Origin of the sequence: Massilia timonae (genome assembly GCF_001866515.1) — a bacterium.
Classification (GTDB): Bacteria; Pseudomonadota; Gammaproteobacteria; order Burkholderiales; family Burkholderiaceae_D; genus Telluria; species Telluria timonae.
Window position 1 is genome coordinate 5,341,984 of record NZ_JRYB01000001.1, and the last position, 12,665, is coordinate 5,354,648.

Here is a 12,665-nt window from a genome sequence, read left to right on the forward strand (position 1 = left end):
TTCTCTTACTTTCTCTTACTTCGTCTTGCTGGTTTTGGATGCGGTCTTGGCCGCCTTGGGTGCGGCTTCTTTTGTCGTGCTCCTGGCGGCGGTTTTCGCTACCGGTTTCGCTGCGGCCTTCTTCGCCGCCGGCTTGGCTGGCGCCTTCGTTGGCGCCTTCGTTGGCGCCTTCACTGGCGCCTGCGCCGGCGCCTCGGCGACAGGGGCCGCGGCCACTGCCTTCTTGGCCGCCTTGGCCGGGGCCTTGACGACGCCGGTGGCTGCGGTCTTGGCCGCGCGCGGCTTGCGTGGCGGCGGCACGAAGACCACGTCTTCCTCGGCCTCGTCCTCGATCGCCGGAGCCGGAGCGGGGACTGGAGCCGCAGCGGGCGCCGCCGCGCTCAAGAGGCCCTCGGCCACGGCCTTGGCGCGCGCCTTGCGCGACTTCGGCGGCTTCGTTTCGGTGGCCTCGTGCGCGGCCTGCAGCGCGCGCTCGAGCGGCGACGGCAGGGCCGCCGGCGCGGATGGCGCCTTCGCCTGCGGCGCCCGCTCGGCCTGGGCCTGGGCGCCCGGCGCCGCCAGGGTCAGGTCGATCTTGCGCGACTCCAGGTCGACGCGGGCCACCTTGACGGTCACGCGGTCGGTCAATTGGTAACGCTGGCCGGTGCGCTCGCCGCGCAGTTCATGGCGCGCCTCGTCGTACTGGAAGTAGTCGGCGCCCAGCTCGGTGATGTGCACCAGGCCCTCGACGAACAGCTCGTCGAGCTGCACGAAGATGCCGAAGGTGGTCACGCCGGCCACGGTGCCGGTGAACTCTTCGCCGATCTTGTCTTGCATGAAGAAGCACTTGAGCCAGTTCTCGACGTCGCGCGAGGCTTCGTCGGCGCGGCGCTCGTTGGCCGAGCAGTGCACGCCGAGGGCGTCCCAGACGGTCAGGTCCTTCTCGCTCTTCTGCGGCTTTCCTTCGGCCTTGTCCTTGGCGGCCTGCTTGCGCGCGGCGTTCGACTGGGTCGTGTTCAGCTTGCCCAGCTCGATGCCCTTCGGCTCGTAGCGCTTGCCCAGCAGGATCGCCTTGATCGCGCGGTGGGTCAGCAGGTCGGGATAGCGGCGGATCGGGCTGGTGAAGTGGGCATAGGCCTCGTAGGCCAGGCCGAAGTGGCCGACGTTGTCGGGGCTGTAGACCGCCTGCTGCATCGAGCGCAGCAGCATGGTCTGCAGCAGCGCCGCGTCGGGACGCTCTTTGATCTGCTGCATCACGGCGGCGTAGTCGCGCGCGGTCGGCTTGCTGCCGCCGCCCAGGTTCAGGCCCACCTGCTTGAGGAAGGTGCGCAGCTGGTTCAGCTTTTCCTCGGTCGGCACCGCGTGCACGCGGAAGGTGCCCGGATGCTTGTGGCGCAGCAGGAAGTCGGCGGCGCACACGTTAGCGGCCAGCATGCACTCCTCGATCAGGCGGTGCGCATCGTTGCGGGTGCGCGGGATGATCTTCTCGATCTTGCCCAGCGCGTTGCAAACGATATAGGTTTCGGTCGTTTCGAAATCGATCGCGCCGCGTTCCTGGCGCGCCTTGAGCAGCGCGCGGAACACCTGGTTCAGGTTCAGCAGGTGCGGGACGATGGCCGGACGCTTCTGCGCTTCCTCGCCGTCAGTGCTGGCCAGGATGTCGGCCACCTGGTTATAGGTCAGGCGCGCCGCCGAGTGCATCACGGCCGGGTAGAACTGGTAAGCGGTGACTTCGCCGTCCTCGGTGACGACCATGTCGCACACCAGGGTGCAACGGTCGACCGCCGGGTTCAGCGAGCACAGGCCATTCGACAGCTTCTCGGGCAGCATCGGGATCACGCGGCGCGGGAAATAGACCGAGGTGCTGCGCTCGATCGCGTCGGCATCCAATGCGTCGTTCGGCTTCACGTAGTGGCTGACGTCGGCGATCGCGACCAGCAGGCGGAAGCCGCGGGCGGCGCCGATCTTGACCGGCTCGCAGTAGACCGCATCGTCGAAGTCGCGCGCGTCCTCGCCGTCGATGGTCACCAGCGGCACGTCGCGCAGGTCGACGCGGTCCGCCAGGTCGGCGTTCACGACTTCGTTCGGCAGGCGCGCGGCCTGCTTCAGTGCCGGCGCCGAGAACACGTGCGGCACGCCGAACTTGCGCACCGCGATCTCGATTTCCATGCCTGGATCGTCCAGTTCGCCGAGCACTTCAGTGATGCGGCCGGTCGGCTTCTGGAAGCGGCCCGGCTGCTCGAGCAGCTCGACGCTGACCACCTGCCCGGCGCGCGCCTTGCCCGGCGAACCAGAGACCAGGATGTCCTGGCTGATGCGCTGGTCTTCGGGCGAGACGATCCAGACCCCGCCTTCGTTCAGGAGGCGGCCGATGATGTGGGTGTTGGCGCGCTCGACGACTTCGACGATCGAGCCTTCCTGGCGGCCGCGGCGGTCCTGGCCGGTCACGCGCGCCATCACGCGGTCGCCGTGCAGCACTTTCTGCATCTCGCGGTCGGACAGGAACAGGTCTGGGCCTGGCTCGTCCGGGATCACGAATCCAAAGCCGTCGCGATGCGCGCTGACGCGGCCGGCGATGAAGCCGGAGTGGTCGGCCAGCATATAGGTGCCGCTGCGGTCGGAACGGATCTGGCCGTCGCGCTCCATGGCGTTCAGGCGGCGGCCCAGGACTTCCTGGGCGGCTGGCTTGACCTTGAGGGCACGCGCCAGGCCGGCCGCATCGAGCGCTCCTGAAGCTTCGCGGAAGACTGCGAGGATTTCCTCGCGGCTTGGAATGGTATGAGTAGGTTGCTTCAAATCGGTTCTTTTTTCTTTTGGCCAGTAATTGCGCCGCTCATGAATAATAGGCGGCGTCATGCTTGATTGACACCTTGACAGGCGTAGTGTAACGGAGGTCCATCCGATTCGCCTAACGTGGCGTGCTGCGGGACATCCCGCGAGTTTTATTCATTGCCCCGATCGGAACTTCATCGTGGGTCTTTGACTATTGAAAATCATCCGCTATAATCTCGCTCTCTTCAGCAACGGCGGCAACGACGAAGCGAAGAAAGCAGCAGTGGCAAGCGGTGTAGTTGGCGTGACGATCTGGAAATGTTGATCTAGCGGAAAATGACAAAGCCTGCTATTGTAGCAGAGTTGGTTTGCAGTGCCCACGTGGCGGAATTGGTAGACGCGCATGGTTCAGGTCCATGTGCCGCGAGGTGTGGGGGTTCGAGTCCCTCCGTGGGCACCAACAGATTGACTGGTTGTTTGTTGTACAGAAAACGCCCACGTGGCGGAATTGGTAGACGCGCATGGTTCAGGTCCATGTGCCGCGAGGTGTGGGGGTTCGAGTCCCTCCGTGGGCACCAACGTTTTCTGGTTGTATGGTTGTGCGGTTGTTTCAGTGCCCACGTGGCGGAATTGGTAGACGCGCATGGTTCAGGTCCATGTGCCGCGAGGTGTGGGGGTTCGAGTCCCTCCGTGGGCACCAAAATCTACCTGATCGTTGTAGGGTGGACGGATTTCCGTCCACGCGGAAGTAAGCGTAGTGTTTGCAGTAATCAGTGCCCACGTGGCGGAATTGGTAGACGCGCATGGTTCAGGTCCATGTGCCGCGAGGTGTGGGGGTTCGAGTCCCTCCGTGGGCACCAAAATCTACTTGTTTTTCGGACGCATCGTCCCGCAAAACGCCGTAGCCTTCTCATGAGGACTACGGCGTTTTGCGTTTTACCCTCTGTTTTCAATGCGTCGCCAGGTCGTCCAGGATCGGACAATCCGAACGATCGTCGCCATGACAGGATGCGGCGAGGCTTTCCAGCGTCCTGCGCATCGCTGCCATTTCCGCGATCTTGCGATCCAGCTCGGCGATATGCGCCAGCGCCATCGCGCGCACGTCGGCGCTGGCCCGGCGTTTATCTTCCCATAGCGCCAGCAAATCCCTGATCTGGTCCAGCGAAAACCCGAGCGCACGGCCGCGGTGGATGAATTGCAGCACCCGCACGTCCTGTTCGCCGTACAGGCGATATCCGGCCCCGGTGCGGTGCGGCGCTTTCACCAGGCCGATCGATTCGTAATGGCGAATCATCTTCGCCGTCACGCCGGACGCGCGCGCGGCGTCGCCGATGTTCAGCTTGGGTGTGGACTGCATAGCATTTCTCCCGTTGTTTTCCGACCTTTTTCCCGAGCAAGCATACACCTTCCCACCGTGGGAAGCTCAAGCGACGCTTGACTTGCGGTCGAGAACGTCCGAGCATGGAGCCATGCAGATTCTCCGACCCGCGGCCCTCGGGCTGGCACTCGTCCCCATCCTCTCCTCCGCCCTGGCCGGACCGGCGCCTTATTACCAATGGCGCAGCAAGCTCACCGGCGAGCTGGCCTGTTCCCAGACCCCGCTGGGCGAAGGCTGGGAAAAATCAAACGGACCCTATCGGGACATGCGTTGCGAAAAACTCATTGTTGTTAAATAATGAAAGTGGAAGGCGCGGCGTGTTGACAAACATCGCCGTTCGATCTCATACCATAACAGAGCAGCCACTGAGGAGACGACCATGTTCACCAACCCGGAGCAGTTCGCAAACGCCACGAAAACCCTGTTCGACCTGCAGATGCAGACCTTCAACGCCCTGGCCGGCAAGACCGTCAAGGGCGTCGAGCAGGTCGTCGCCCTCAACCTGAACGCCGCCAAGACCTCGGTCGACAACACGATGGCGGCCGGCCGCAGCATGGCCGAAGCCACCCAGGCCGGCAATCCGAAAGCGGCGTTCGACACCCTGGCCGCGCGCATGCAGCCGGCCGCCGGCGTCACCAATGCCACCGAATACGCGGCCCAGCTCAAGGCCATCATCGACGAGATGCACGACGAATTCCGCGGCGCCGCCGATGCCCATGTGGCGGAAGCGAAAAACACGCTGTCGGCGCTGATCTACGACGTCACCCAGAACGTCAAGCCGGGCTCGGAAAACGCGGTCGAGATCATCAATGCCGCGATCGAGAATGCCTTCAAGGGCTACGAGCAGGTGACCCAGGCCACCCGCCAGGCGGTGCAGACCGTCGAAGCCCAGTTCGAGCGCGCCAGCGCGATGGTGACGCCGGGCGCCGCCAGGACCGAAAAAGCCGAGTAACCGGCCCCATGGACGTCCGGCGTCACGGCGCCGGATGTTCGATCCCCAGCAAGTCTTCCAGCCGCGCCAGCGAGGCGTCATCCTTGATCACCGAACGCAGCCAGGCGTGCAGCGGCTGCTCGCCCCAGCGCGCGGCTTTCTCGGCCAGGTAAGCCACCGGGCTGTGCGGCTCGGTGCGGCGGAAAAATTCGGCGACCTGGCGCAGCTGGGCCAGCGCCTGGTCACGGTGCGCCACCTGTCCGTCGACCCGCGCCGGCAGCGCCGCCGTCGACGCCATACCCGCGCCGCCGGCCGCGGCCGCCTCGGTCGGCGCCGCTCCCGCCATCGCCGCCGGCTTGATCAGGTCGTCCACGTCGCGCAGCGCGGCGCGTCCGACGCTAAATCCCGGCCCATCGGCGCCGAGCTGGGCGTCGACCACCCGTTCCAGCTCCTGCAGGGCAGCCTGGCAGGCTTCGCAATCGGCCAGCAGCGCCTGCACGACATCGCCCTTGATCCGCGCGCGCGCCGTTTCCAGTTCGGCCACCGCTTCCGGTCCCCTGGCGCGCGCGACTTCCCAGGCCTGCAGGGTCAGCACGCCGTTCTCCGCCAGCGGCATGGTCTTGACCAGCGGCGCGATCCGGCCCGCCAGCCAGGCCAGGACCCCGATGCGGCGCTCGAAGCCATCCTCGTCGGCCTGCGGGTGCAGGCCTTCCCAGTAGCGCTCGCACAGCGCCGCCACCAGTGCCAGGCCCTCGGCCAGGCCGCGCATGCCACCGGTCTTCGCGTTCGCCTCGGCCAGCCACACGGCCAGTTGCAAGTCCTTGCTGCGCGTTTGCAGCAAGCCGGCGCAGCGCTTGCCGACCAGCTTCCAGTCGGCTTCCTTGAGCGCCGTGACCCAGGCGCCCTGCTCCAGCGACGGATCGTCGGCCAGGCGCGCGCGTGCGATCTCGTCGACCTCGGGCGAGAAAGCCAGGTCGTCGCCGCAGGGATTGTCGGGCGCGATCGGCGCCAGCAAAGCATCGGTGTCCAGCATGGCGTCCTCCTCAGGCTTCTCTCGGTTCGATCGCGTACTTGAACTTGCCGGCCTTGGTGGCGCCGACTTTCACGCGGGCGATGCCGCCGCCGTCGGCCATGCGCGCCAGCACGTTGTCGGCGATCTCCGGCAGCAAGGTGCCGTTCAAGACATTGTCGACGTTGCGCGCGCCGGAATCGACTTCGGTGCAGCGCCGCAGCACCGCCTCCACCAGCGCGTCGTCGTATTCGAAGCCGGCCTTGTGGTTGTCCAGCACGCGCGCGCCGATGCGCGCCAGCTTGAGACGGATGATGTTGGCCAGCACCTCGTCGCCGATCGGGTAGAACGGCACCACCGCCAGGCGGCCCAGGAAGGCCGGCTTGAAGTGCTTCATCAACGCCGGCCGCAGCAGTTCGGCCAGTTGCTCGGGCGTGGGCAGCTCGCTCGCCGCCTTGTTCAGGCAAGCCGCCATCAGCTGGCTCGAGCCGGCGTTCGAGGTCAGGATGATGATCGTGTTGCGAAAGTCGATCTGGCGTCCTTCGGCATCGTCCATCACGCCCTTGTCGAACACCTGGAAGAACATCTCGAGCACGTCGGGATGCGCCTTCTCGGCCTCGTCGAGCAGCACCACGCTGTAGGGATTGCGCCGCACCGCCTCGGTCAGCACCCCGCCCTCGCCATAGCCGACGTAGCCCGGCGGCGAGCCTTTCAGGCCGGAGACGCTGTGCGCTTCCTGGTATTCGCTCATATTGATGGTGATGAGCTTGCGTTCGCCGCCGTACAGGATGTCGGCCAGCGCCAGCGCGGTCTCGGTCTTGCCCACGCCCGAGGTGCCGACGAACAGGAACACGCCCTTGGGCTTGTTCGGATCATCGAGGTTGGCGCGCGCGGTGCGCACGCGCTGGGCCACCACATGGCTGGCGTGGCCCTGGCCCAGGATGCGCTCGTCCAGCATCGATTTCAGGTTGACCACGGTGCGGATCTCGTCCTTGACCATGCGGCCCAGCGGGATGCCGGTCCAGGCGGCGACGATCTCGGCCACCGTATGGCCATCCACCTGCACCGGCACCAGCGGCGCCTCGCCCTGCAGCGCGCGCAGGGCTTCGTTCAGCGCGCGCAGATCCTTCGCGCCGCTGTTCTCGTCGCGGCTGCCGGAGGCCTCCAGTTCGGCGCGCAGCTTGCCGATCTGGCCGGCCAGCGCCTGCTCTTCTTCCCACCTGCGCTGCAGCATCTCCTGCTCGGCCGCGGCGCTGGCGCGCTGCTGGCCCAGCGCCGCCAGCACCTCGGCATGGTTCGAGCCTGCGCTGGCGTCGCGGTTCAGGGCGCTGATCCGGGCATCCAGCCGTTCGATGCGGCGCACGCAGTCTTCCAGCAGCGCCGGCGTGGCGCTTTGACCCAGCGCCACCTTGGCGCAGGCGGTGTCCAGCACGCTGATCGCCTTGTCCGGCAGCTGGCGGCCGCTGATGTAGCGGTGCGACAGGCGCACCGCCTCGGTGATGGCGTCGTCGTAGACGCGCACGCCGAAGTGCTGTTCCATCAGCGGCGCCATGGCGCGCAGCATGGCCGCCGCCGTGTCTTCATCCGGCTCCTCGACCTTGATCACCTGGAAGCGGCGCGCCAGCGCGGCGTCCTTCTCGAAATACTTCTTGTACTCGCCCCAGGTCGTGGCCGCGATCGTGCGCAGCTCGCCGCGCGCCAGCGCGGGCTTGAGCAGGTTGGCGGCGTCGTTCTGGCCGGCCGTGCCGCCGGCGCCGATCATCGTGTGGGCCTCGTCGATGAACAGGATGATCGCGTGTGGGCTCTTCTTGACTTCGTCGATGACGTTCTTGAGGCGGTTCTCGAACTCGCCCTTCACGCTGGCCCCGGCCTGCAGCAGGCCCATGTCGAGCGTATGGATCTCAACGCCCTTCAGCACGTCCGGCACGTCGCCCTGGGCGATGCGCAGCGCCAGGCCCTCGACCACGGCGGTCTTGCCGACGCCGGCCTCGCCGGTGAGGATCGGGTTGTTCTGGCGCCGCCGCATCAGGATGTCGATCGCCTGGCGGATTTCCATGTCGCGGCCGATCACCGGGTCGACCTTGCCGTCGCGCGCGCGCCCTGTCAGGCAGGTGGTGTACTGGTCGAGGGCCGGCGTGGCCCGGGTGGCGGCCTGGCTCAGTTCCGAGGCGGGGTCCGGCCCGGCGCCGACCGCTTCCTCGGCCTTGAGCTCGGGCGCCTCGACCGAGCCGCGCGTCAGGCGCTCCAGGTCGTGTTTCAGGCGGTCGAGCGGGAAGCGTCCGAACAGCGGCGATGCGCGCTGCGCCAGCTGGGCCAGCGACGGCTCCGTCAGCAACGCCAGCAGCAGATGGGCGCTGCGGATGCGGTTCGGCTGGCCCGAACCCAATGATGCGATCAGCCAGGCATGTTCGAACAGCAGCGGCAGGTGGCGCGAGAACACGGGCGTGCGCGCGCTGCCGGTGGCGAAACGCCCCACTTCGCGCCGCAGGTCGGCTTCCAGGCCGGTCAGGCTGATGTCGCACTGGCGCGCGATCGCGGCCAGATCGCTGCCCGGCTGTTCGATCAGGCCCAGGAACAGGTGCTCGACGTCGACCTCGTACTGGCCCAGCCCCATGCAGATGCTGGCGGCGCGGCTGGCGGCCGCGCGGGTGGTGTCGTTCAGCTTGGAGATGAGCGTCTTGAGGTTGATGTCCATCGTGGCTCCCTTGTCATGGTGGCGTGGTGGCGCCGCTTCTTCAGCCCCGGGGCGGCCGGGCGGCGCGGTTGATTTCGTAGTGCAGCGACGACGGCTGCAGCACCGCATTGAAGTTGACCGGCTCGAGCAGGCCGTCGACCGCCAGCCGGGCATGGATCGCGAAGTGCAGGCGGTTGACGTCGCCCGCCTCCGGCTCGAGCACGGCGCGCGCGTCGAGCAGGCGCGGCTCGTGGGTGGCGATCGCATCTTCGATGCTGGCGCAGACGGCGGCGCGGTCGATGCTGCTGGTCAGGCAGAAACCGGCGAAGTCGATCAGGCCGTAGTGCAGGATCGAGGTGCGCGCCGCCGGATAGCCTTCGAGGTGGGCGACGTCCAGCGCGATGCGGGTATTGAGCAGGGCTTCCAGGTCGCGCGCGACGCTGTCCTTGAGCTGCTCGACGCCCAGCGCGGCGCCGGCCGCGCCCTCGTCGACCATCAGGCGGTCGAGCAGGCCCGGCGTGAAGCCTTTCATGGTGCCTCCCGGGGATGTCGGATGCGCGGCGCGCTGCAATGCAAAAGGCGCAGCCGCCGCGCGAACGAGAGCGGCGACGCCGCTCAGACGACCTTGTTGGCCGCCAGGTCCCAGCCGCCCGAGGTGTTGCCGCCGGCGCCGCCGGTGACCTTCTGCTGGGTGTACTTCCATTTGATCTTCGAGAACTTCAGGCCGACCTGCTCCTGGATGATGCTGCCTTCGGATACGCTGGGGCTGATGCCGCCGATCAGGACGTTCTCGAGCTCGATCTCGAAATACTTGATGCGCTCGCCCTGGCCGTCGGCGCGCATGAATTCCAGCTTGGCTTTCGGGATCGTCTTGCCGGCCGAGCAGGTCTGCAGCAGGATCGGCGACGACAGGTCGGCCAGCTTGGTCAGCGCGATCTCCTGGTGCTCGCAGCGCTCGGCCGTGTGGCCGCCGCCGGTGGACGCGGTGGCCGAACGCGGCTGGCTCACGCCCCACGCCACCGAGGTGCACTCGATCCAGTCCTTGTGCTTGTCGTCCATCGATTCGCCCTTGATCCCGTCGATCTGCAGGTACACGTCAATTGCCATGTTCTACTCCAAGTAAGTTAAGAATAAGTGCTAGCTTTTGGTCGACTGCGGCAGCTCCGCGACCAAACGGAGCGAAACGGAAAGCTCATCGAGCTGGAAGTGCGGCCGCAGGAAGGACACGGCGCGGTACACGCCGGGGCGGCCCGGCACCTCGGACACCTGCACGCTGGCTTCGCGCAGCGGGAATTGCGCCTTCTGGTCCTGGCTCGCGTTATCGTCGAGCAGGACGTACTGGGTCAGCCAGCGGTTCAGGTAATCCTCGACGTTGGAGGCGGCGGCGAAGCTGCCGATCTTGTCGCGCATCATGGACTTCATGTAGTGCGCGATGCGCGACACGGCGAAGATGTACTGCAGCTGCGACGACAGCACGGCATTGGCATTGGCCGCCTCGTTGTTGTACTTGCGCGCCTTCTGGGCCGACTGGGCGCCGAAGAAGGCCGCATACGAGGTGTTCTTGCAATGCACCAGCGAGATGAAGCCGAGATCGGACAGCTCCTTCTCGCGGCGGTCGGTGATCGCGACCTCGGTCGGGCATTTCAGCGCCACTTCTCCCTCGTCGGTCTTGAAGGTGTGGGTCGGCAGGTTCTCGACCAGGCCGCCGCCCTCGACGCCGCGGATCGCGGCGCACCAGCCATAGTCCTCGAAGGCGCGCGTCAGGCGCGCGCCGAAGGCATAGGCCGCGTTGCACCACAGGTATTTGGAGTGGTCGCTGCCGTCCACGTCCTCGACGTAGTTGAAACCTTCGGTCGTCATGCCGTCGGCCGGGTGGTATGGCAGGCGCCCCAGGAAGCGCGGCAGGCACAGGCCGACGTAGCGCGAATCCTCGGATTCCCTGAACGCCTTCCACTTGGCGTATTCGACGGTGTCGAACACCTTGGCCAGGTCGCGCGGCTTGCCCAGGTCGCCGAAACTCTCGACGCCGAACAATTCGGGACTGCTCGAGGTGATGAAGGGCGCGTGGCTGGCCGCGGCCACATGCGACATCTGCTCGAGGAAGTAGATGTCCTCGGGCTGGCGCGAGATCTCGAAGTCGCCGATCAGGGTGCCGTACGGCGCGCCGCCGAAGGTGCCGAATTCTTCCTCGTAGATCTTCTTGAACATCGTGCTCTGGTCGAACTCCATCGCCGACTGGAAGTCCTTGACCAGCTCGCGCTTGCTGGCATTGAGCATGCGGATCTGCAGGTTGGCGCTCGTGGTGCTGTTCCTGACCAGGTAGTTGAGGCCAGTCCAGCTGCGCTCGAGCTTCTGGAATTCGGGCGCATGCATGATCGCCGAGAGCTGATCGGAGATCATGCGGTCCAGTTCCGCCAGGCGCGCATCGATGGTGGCCGACAGGTTGGACGAGATCACCATCGTCCCCTGCATCACCTGGGTCACCAGTTCCGAGATCAGGTCGCGCGCGCGCTCGTGCTCGCTGCTCGACGCCGCCACGCGGCTTTCTTCGACGATCTGGTCGAGCAGCGAAGCGTCTAGTTCCGGCGCCGTCGCCGCAGCTTGGGTGGATTCGAATACCGCCGCCATCTCACTCTCCCTTGCCCGATTTGCGCAGGCTGTCGAGTTTTTCGGTGTTGCCCAGCACCTCGGTCAGGATGTCTTCGAGCTTGTCGTTCCCGGCCAGCTTGTTGCGCAGGTCGGCCAGCTTGGTGCGCGCATCGAGCAGCCCGGCCAGCGGCGCCACCTGGCGCACCACCGACTCGGGCCGGAAGTCGTCCATCTCGCGAAACTGCAGCTGCACCCCGAACTGGCCGCCGTCCGGCGACAGGTGGTTGTCGACCTTGAAGGTGGCCACTGGCGCGACGGCGCCCAGCACCTCGTCGAAGTTGCCGGCGTCGACATTGACGAACTTGCGGTCCTTGAGGCGCTTCTTCTCGGCCTTGGGATCGAGGCCGAAGTCGCCGACCACGCCGACCACGAAGGGCAGCTCCTTGTTCTCGATCGCGTCGCCGATCTCGACGTCATAGGTCATCTGCACGCGCGGCGCGCGCACCTTCTGCAAGCGTTTTTGTACGCTTTCGCTCTTGGCCATGTCGACTCCAGTGGGGGAAGATGGATTTATTTCAGCACGTCGAACGGACTGCCGCTGCTGGCCGCCGGACGCGGCGGCGCCGCCACCGCCGGCTGGCTCGGGGTCCTGCGGCTCGACGCCGGGCGCGCGGCCGGGCGGGTCGTGACCAGCACCTCTTCGCCCAGGCTGGTGCGCAGCAGCTTGGCCAGGTCTTGCGCTTCGCTGCGCACCGAACCCTGCAGATTGTTCTTGCGCGTCAGGTCGGCCAGCGCCTTGCTGGCCACGCGCAGGCCGCTGACGGCCAGGATGCTGTAGGCCAGCGTGTCGTCGGGGTCGCGCGCCAGCGCTTCCTGCGCGCTGCTGATGGCGTCGCCGTACTGGGTGGCGTCGAAGCGGATCTGGGCCATGCGCACCCAGGGCTTCTTGTCGACCGGATGCGCCCTGCTCGCGTCCTTGAGCAGGCTCACGGCCTTGTCGCTCTGCCCGGCCGCGAGGGCGGCATCGGCCTCGGCATAGATGTTTTCGGACACGGCGGCGCGCTTGGCGGTCGTGCCCGTGCCGTCGGTGACGCACCCGGCCAGGGCGGCGACCCCGACCAGCAGGGGTAACAGGCGTTTGCGGATCATGTTCGTCTCTCCAGTGGGTGAACAAGCCCCCATTATTCGCATCGTGCTTGCCAAGAAGTTGTGCACTGTCAATGAAAAGCGAGTTCAAGCAAGGGGTGTTGGATGTCGCTTGCGTTTGCGCGGTGTCAGCGTGCACCGGCGGGGATCGGGTTCAATCCAAGCCTGGTGCCTTAGGACAATTGCG

At 66.3% G+C, this 12,665-nt stretch carries 11 protein-coding genes and 4 tRNA genes; 6 read left to right on the forward strand and 9 right to left on the reverse strand.

Annotated features, from left to right (window positions below):
* Positions 1 to 15: 15 nt before the first annotated feature.
* Positions 16 to 2,775, reverse strand: coding sequence for a ribonuclease R (rnr, locus tag LO55_RS22680; protein ID WP_071363207.1), 2,760 nt, complete (start codon positions 2,773 to 2,775; stop codon positions 16 to 18).
* A gap of 351 nt (positions 2,776 to 3,126) precedes the next feature.
* Here rnr and LO55_RS22685 point away from each other — a divergent pair.
* The 4 genes from LO55_RS22685 (at position 3,127) to LO55_RS22700 (ending at position 3,611) form a co-directional block, all read left to right on the forward strand.
* Positions 3,127 to 3,211, forward strand: a tRNA-Leu gene (locus tag LO55_RS22685).
* A 33-nt stretch (positions 3,212 to 3,244) separates the two neighbouring features.
* Positions 3,245 to 3,329 (forward strand) — tRNA-Leu (locus LO55_RS22690).
* A 37-nt stretch (positions 3,330 to 3,366) separates the two neighbouring features.
* Positions 3,367 to 3,451 (forward strand) — tRNA-Leu (locus LO55_RS22695).
* 75 nt (positions 3,452 to 3,526) lie between these two features.
* Positions 3,527 to 3,611 (forward strand) — tRNA-Leu (locus tag LO55_RS22700).
* Between the two features lie 89 nt (positions 3,612 to 3,700).
* On the opposite strand, the gene cueR is transcribed toward LO55_RS22700, so the two are convergent.
* A complete protein-coding gene (gene cueR / locus LO55_RS22705; RefSeq protein ID WP_005669875.1) occupies positions 3,701 to 4,108 on the reverse strand; it encodes a Cu(I)-responsive transcriptional regulator in 408 nt (135 codons plus the stop codon).
* Between the two features lie 112 nt (positions 4,109 to 4,220).
* Between cueR and LO55_RS22710 the strand changes: the two genes are divergently transcribed.
* The gene (locus LO55_RS22710) at positions 4,221 to 4,427 is read left to right on the forward strand and encodes a hypothetical protein (protein WP_071363208.1); all 207 of its coding nucleotides are present in this window, start codon (positions 4,221 to 4,223) and stop codon (positions 4,425 to 4,427) included.
* 81 nt (positions 4,428 to 4,508) lie between these two features.
* Positions 4,509 to 5,081 carry a TIGR01841 family phasin gene (phaP, locus tag LO55_RS22715; protein WP_071363209.1) on the forward strand — a complete coding sequence of 191 codons (573 nt, stop codon included), beginning with the start codon at positions 4,509 to 4,511 and terminating at the stop codon, positions 5,079 to 5,081.
* A gap of 22 nt (positions 5,082 to 5,103) precedes the next feature.
* Here the strand turns inward: phaP and tssA are convergent, their stop codons facing one another.
* The 7 genes from tssA to LO55_RS22750 form a co-directional block, all read right to left on the reverse strand.
* Complete coding sequence (gene tssA, locus LO55_RS22720; protein ID WP_071363210.1) at positions 5,104 to 6,093, reverse strand: type VI secretion system protein TssA; 990 nt, start codon at positions 6,091 to 6,093, stop codon at positions 5,104 to 5,106.
* Positions 6,094 to 6,103: 10 nt separating this feature from the next.
* On the reverse strand, positions 6,104 to 8,764 hold the full coding sequence (gene tssH, locus LO55_RS22725; protein WP_071363211.1) for a type VI secretion system ATPase TssH: 2,661 nt from the start codon (positions 8,762 to 8,764) through the stop codon (positions 6,104 to 6,106).
* Positions 8,765 to 8,804: 40 nt separating this feature from the next.
* Entirely contained in the window at positions 8,805 to 9,275 is a 471-nt protein-coding gene (gene tssE / locus LO55_RS22730) for a type VI secretion system baseplate subunit TssE (RefSeq protein ID WP_005669865.1), read from the reverse strand.
* 83 nt (positions 9,276 to 9,358) lie between these two features.
* A complete protein-coding gene (locus LO55_RS22735) occupies positions 9,359 to 9,850 on the reverse strand; it encodes an Hcp family type VI secretion system effector (RefSeq protein WP_005669863.1) in 492 nt (163 codons plus the stop codon).
* 30 nt (positions 9,851 to 9,880) lie between these two features.
* The gene (gene tssC / locus LO55_RS22740) at positions 9,881 to 11,371 is read right to left on the reverse strand and encodes a type VI secretion system contractile sheath large subunit (RefSeq protein ID WP_071363212.1); all 1,491 of its coding nucleotides are present in this window, start codon (positions 11,369 to 11,371) and stop codon (positions 9,881 to 9,883) included.
* Position 11,372: 1 nt separating this feature from the next.
* Positions 11,373 to 11,876 carry a type VI secretion system contractile sheath small subunit gene (gene tssB / locus LO55_RS22745; protein ID WP_071363213.1) on the reverse strand — a complete coding sequence of 168 codons (504 nt, stop codon included), beginning with the start codon at positions 11,874 to 11,876 and terminating at the stop codon, positions 11,373 to 11,375.
* Positions 11,877 to 11,902: 26 nt separating this feature from the next.
* Complete coding sequence (locus LO55_RS22750) at positions 11,903 to 12,481, reverse strand: tetratricopeptide repeat protein (RefSeq protein ID WP_071363214.1); 579 nt, start codon at positions 12,479 to 12,481, stop codon at positions 11,903 to 11,905.
* Positions 12,482 to 12,665 lie beyond the last annotated feature (184 nt).

Excerpts from the sequence above, each read along its gene's own strand:
- phaP (WP_071363209.1), top strand. The coding sequence starts at position 4,509 with ATGTTCACCAACCCGGAGCAGTTCGCAAACGCCACGAAAACCCTGTTC.
- LO55_RS22735 (WP_005669863.1), bottom strand. The coding sequence starts at position 9,850 with ATGGCAATTGACGTGTACCTGCAGATCGACGGGATCAAGGGCGAATCG.
- tssH (WP_071363211.1), bottom strand. The coding sequence starts at position 8,764 with ATGGACATCAACCTCAAGACGCTCATCTCCAAGCTGAACGACACCACC.
- cueR (WP_005669875.1), bottom strand. The coding sequence starts at position 4,108 with ATGCAGTCCACACCCAAGCTGAACATCGGCGACGCCGCGCGCGCGTCC.
- tssB (WP_071363213.1), bottom strand. The coding sequence starts at position 11,876 with ATGGCCAAGAGCGAAAGCGTACAAAAACGCTTGCAGAAGGTGCGCGCG.
- tssA (WP_071363210.1), bottom strand. The coding sequence starts at position 6,093 with ATGCTGGACACCGATGCTTTGCTGGCGCCGATCGCGCCCGACAATCCC.
- LO55_RS22710 (WP_071363208.1), top strand. The coding sequence starts at position 4,221 with ATGCAGATTCTCCGACCCGCGGCCCTCGGGCTGGCACTCGTCCCCATC.
- tssC (WP_071363212.1), bottom strand. The coding sequence starts at position 11,371 with ATGGCGGCGGTATTCGAATCCACCCAAGCTGCGGCGACGGCGCCGGAA.
- tssE (WP_005669865.1), bottom strand. The coding sequence starts at position 9,275 with ATGAAAGGCTTCACGCCGGGCCTGCTCGACCGCCTGATGGTCGACGAG.
- LO55_RS22750 (WP_071363214.1), bottom strand. The coding sequence starts at position 12,481 with ATGATCCGCAAACGCCTGTTACCCCTGCTGGTCGGGGTCGCCGCCCTG.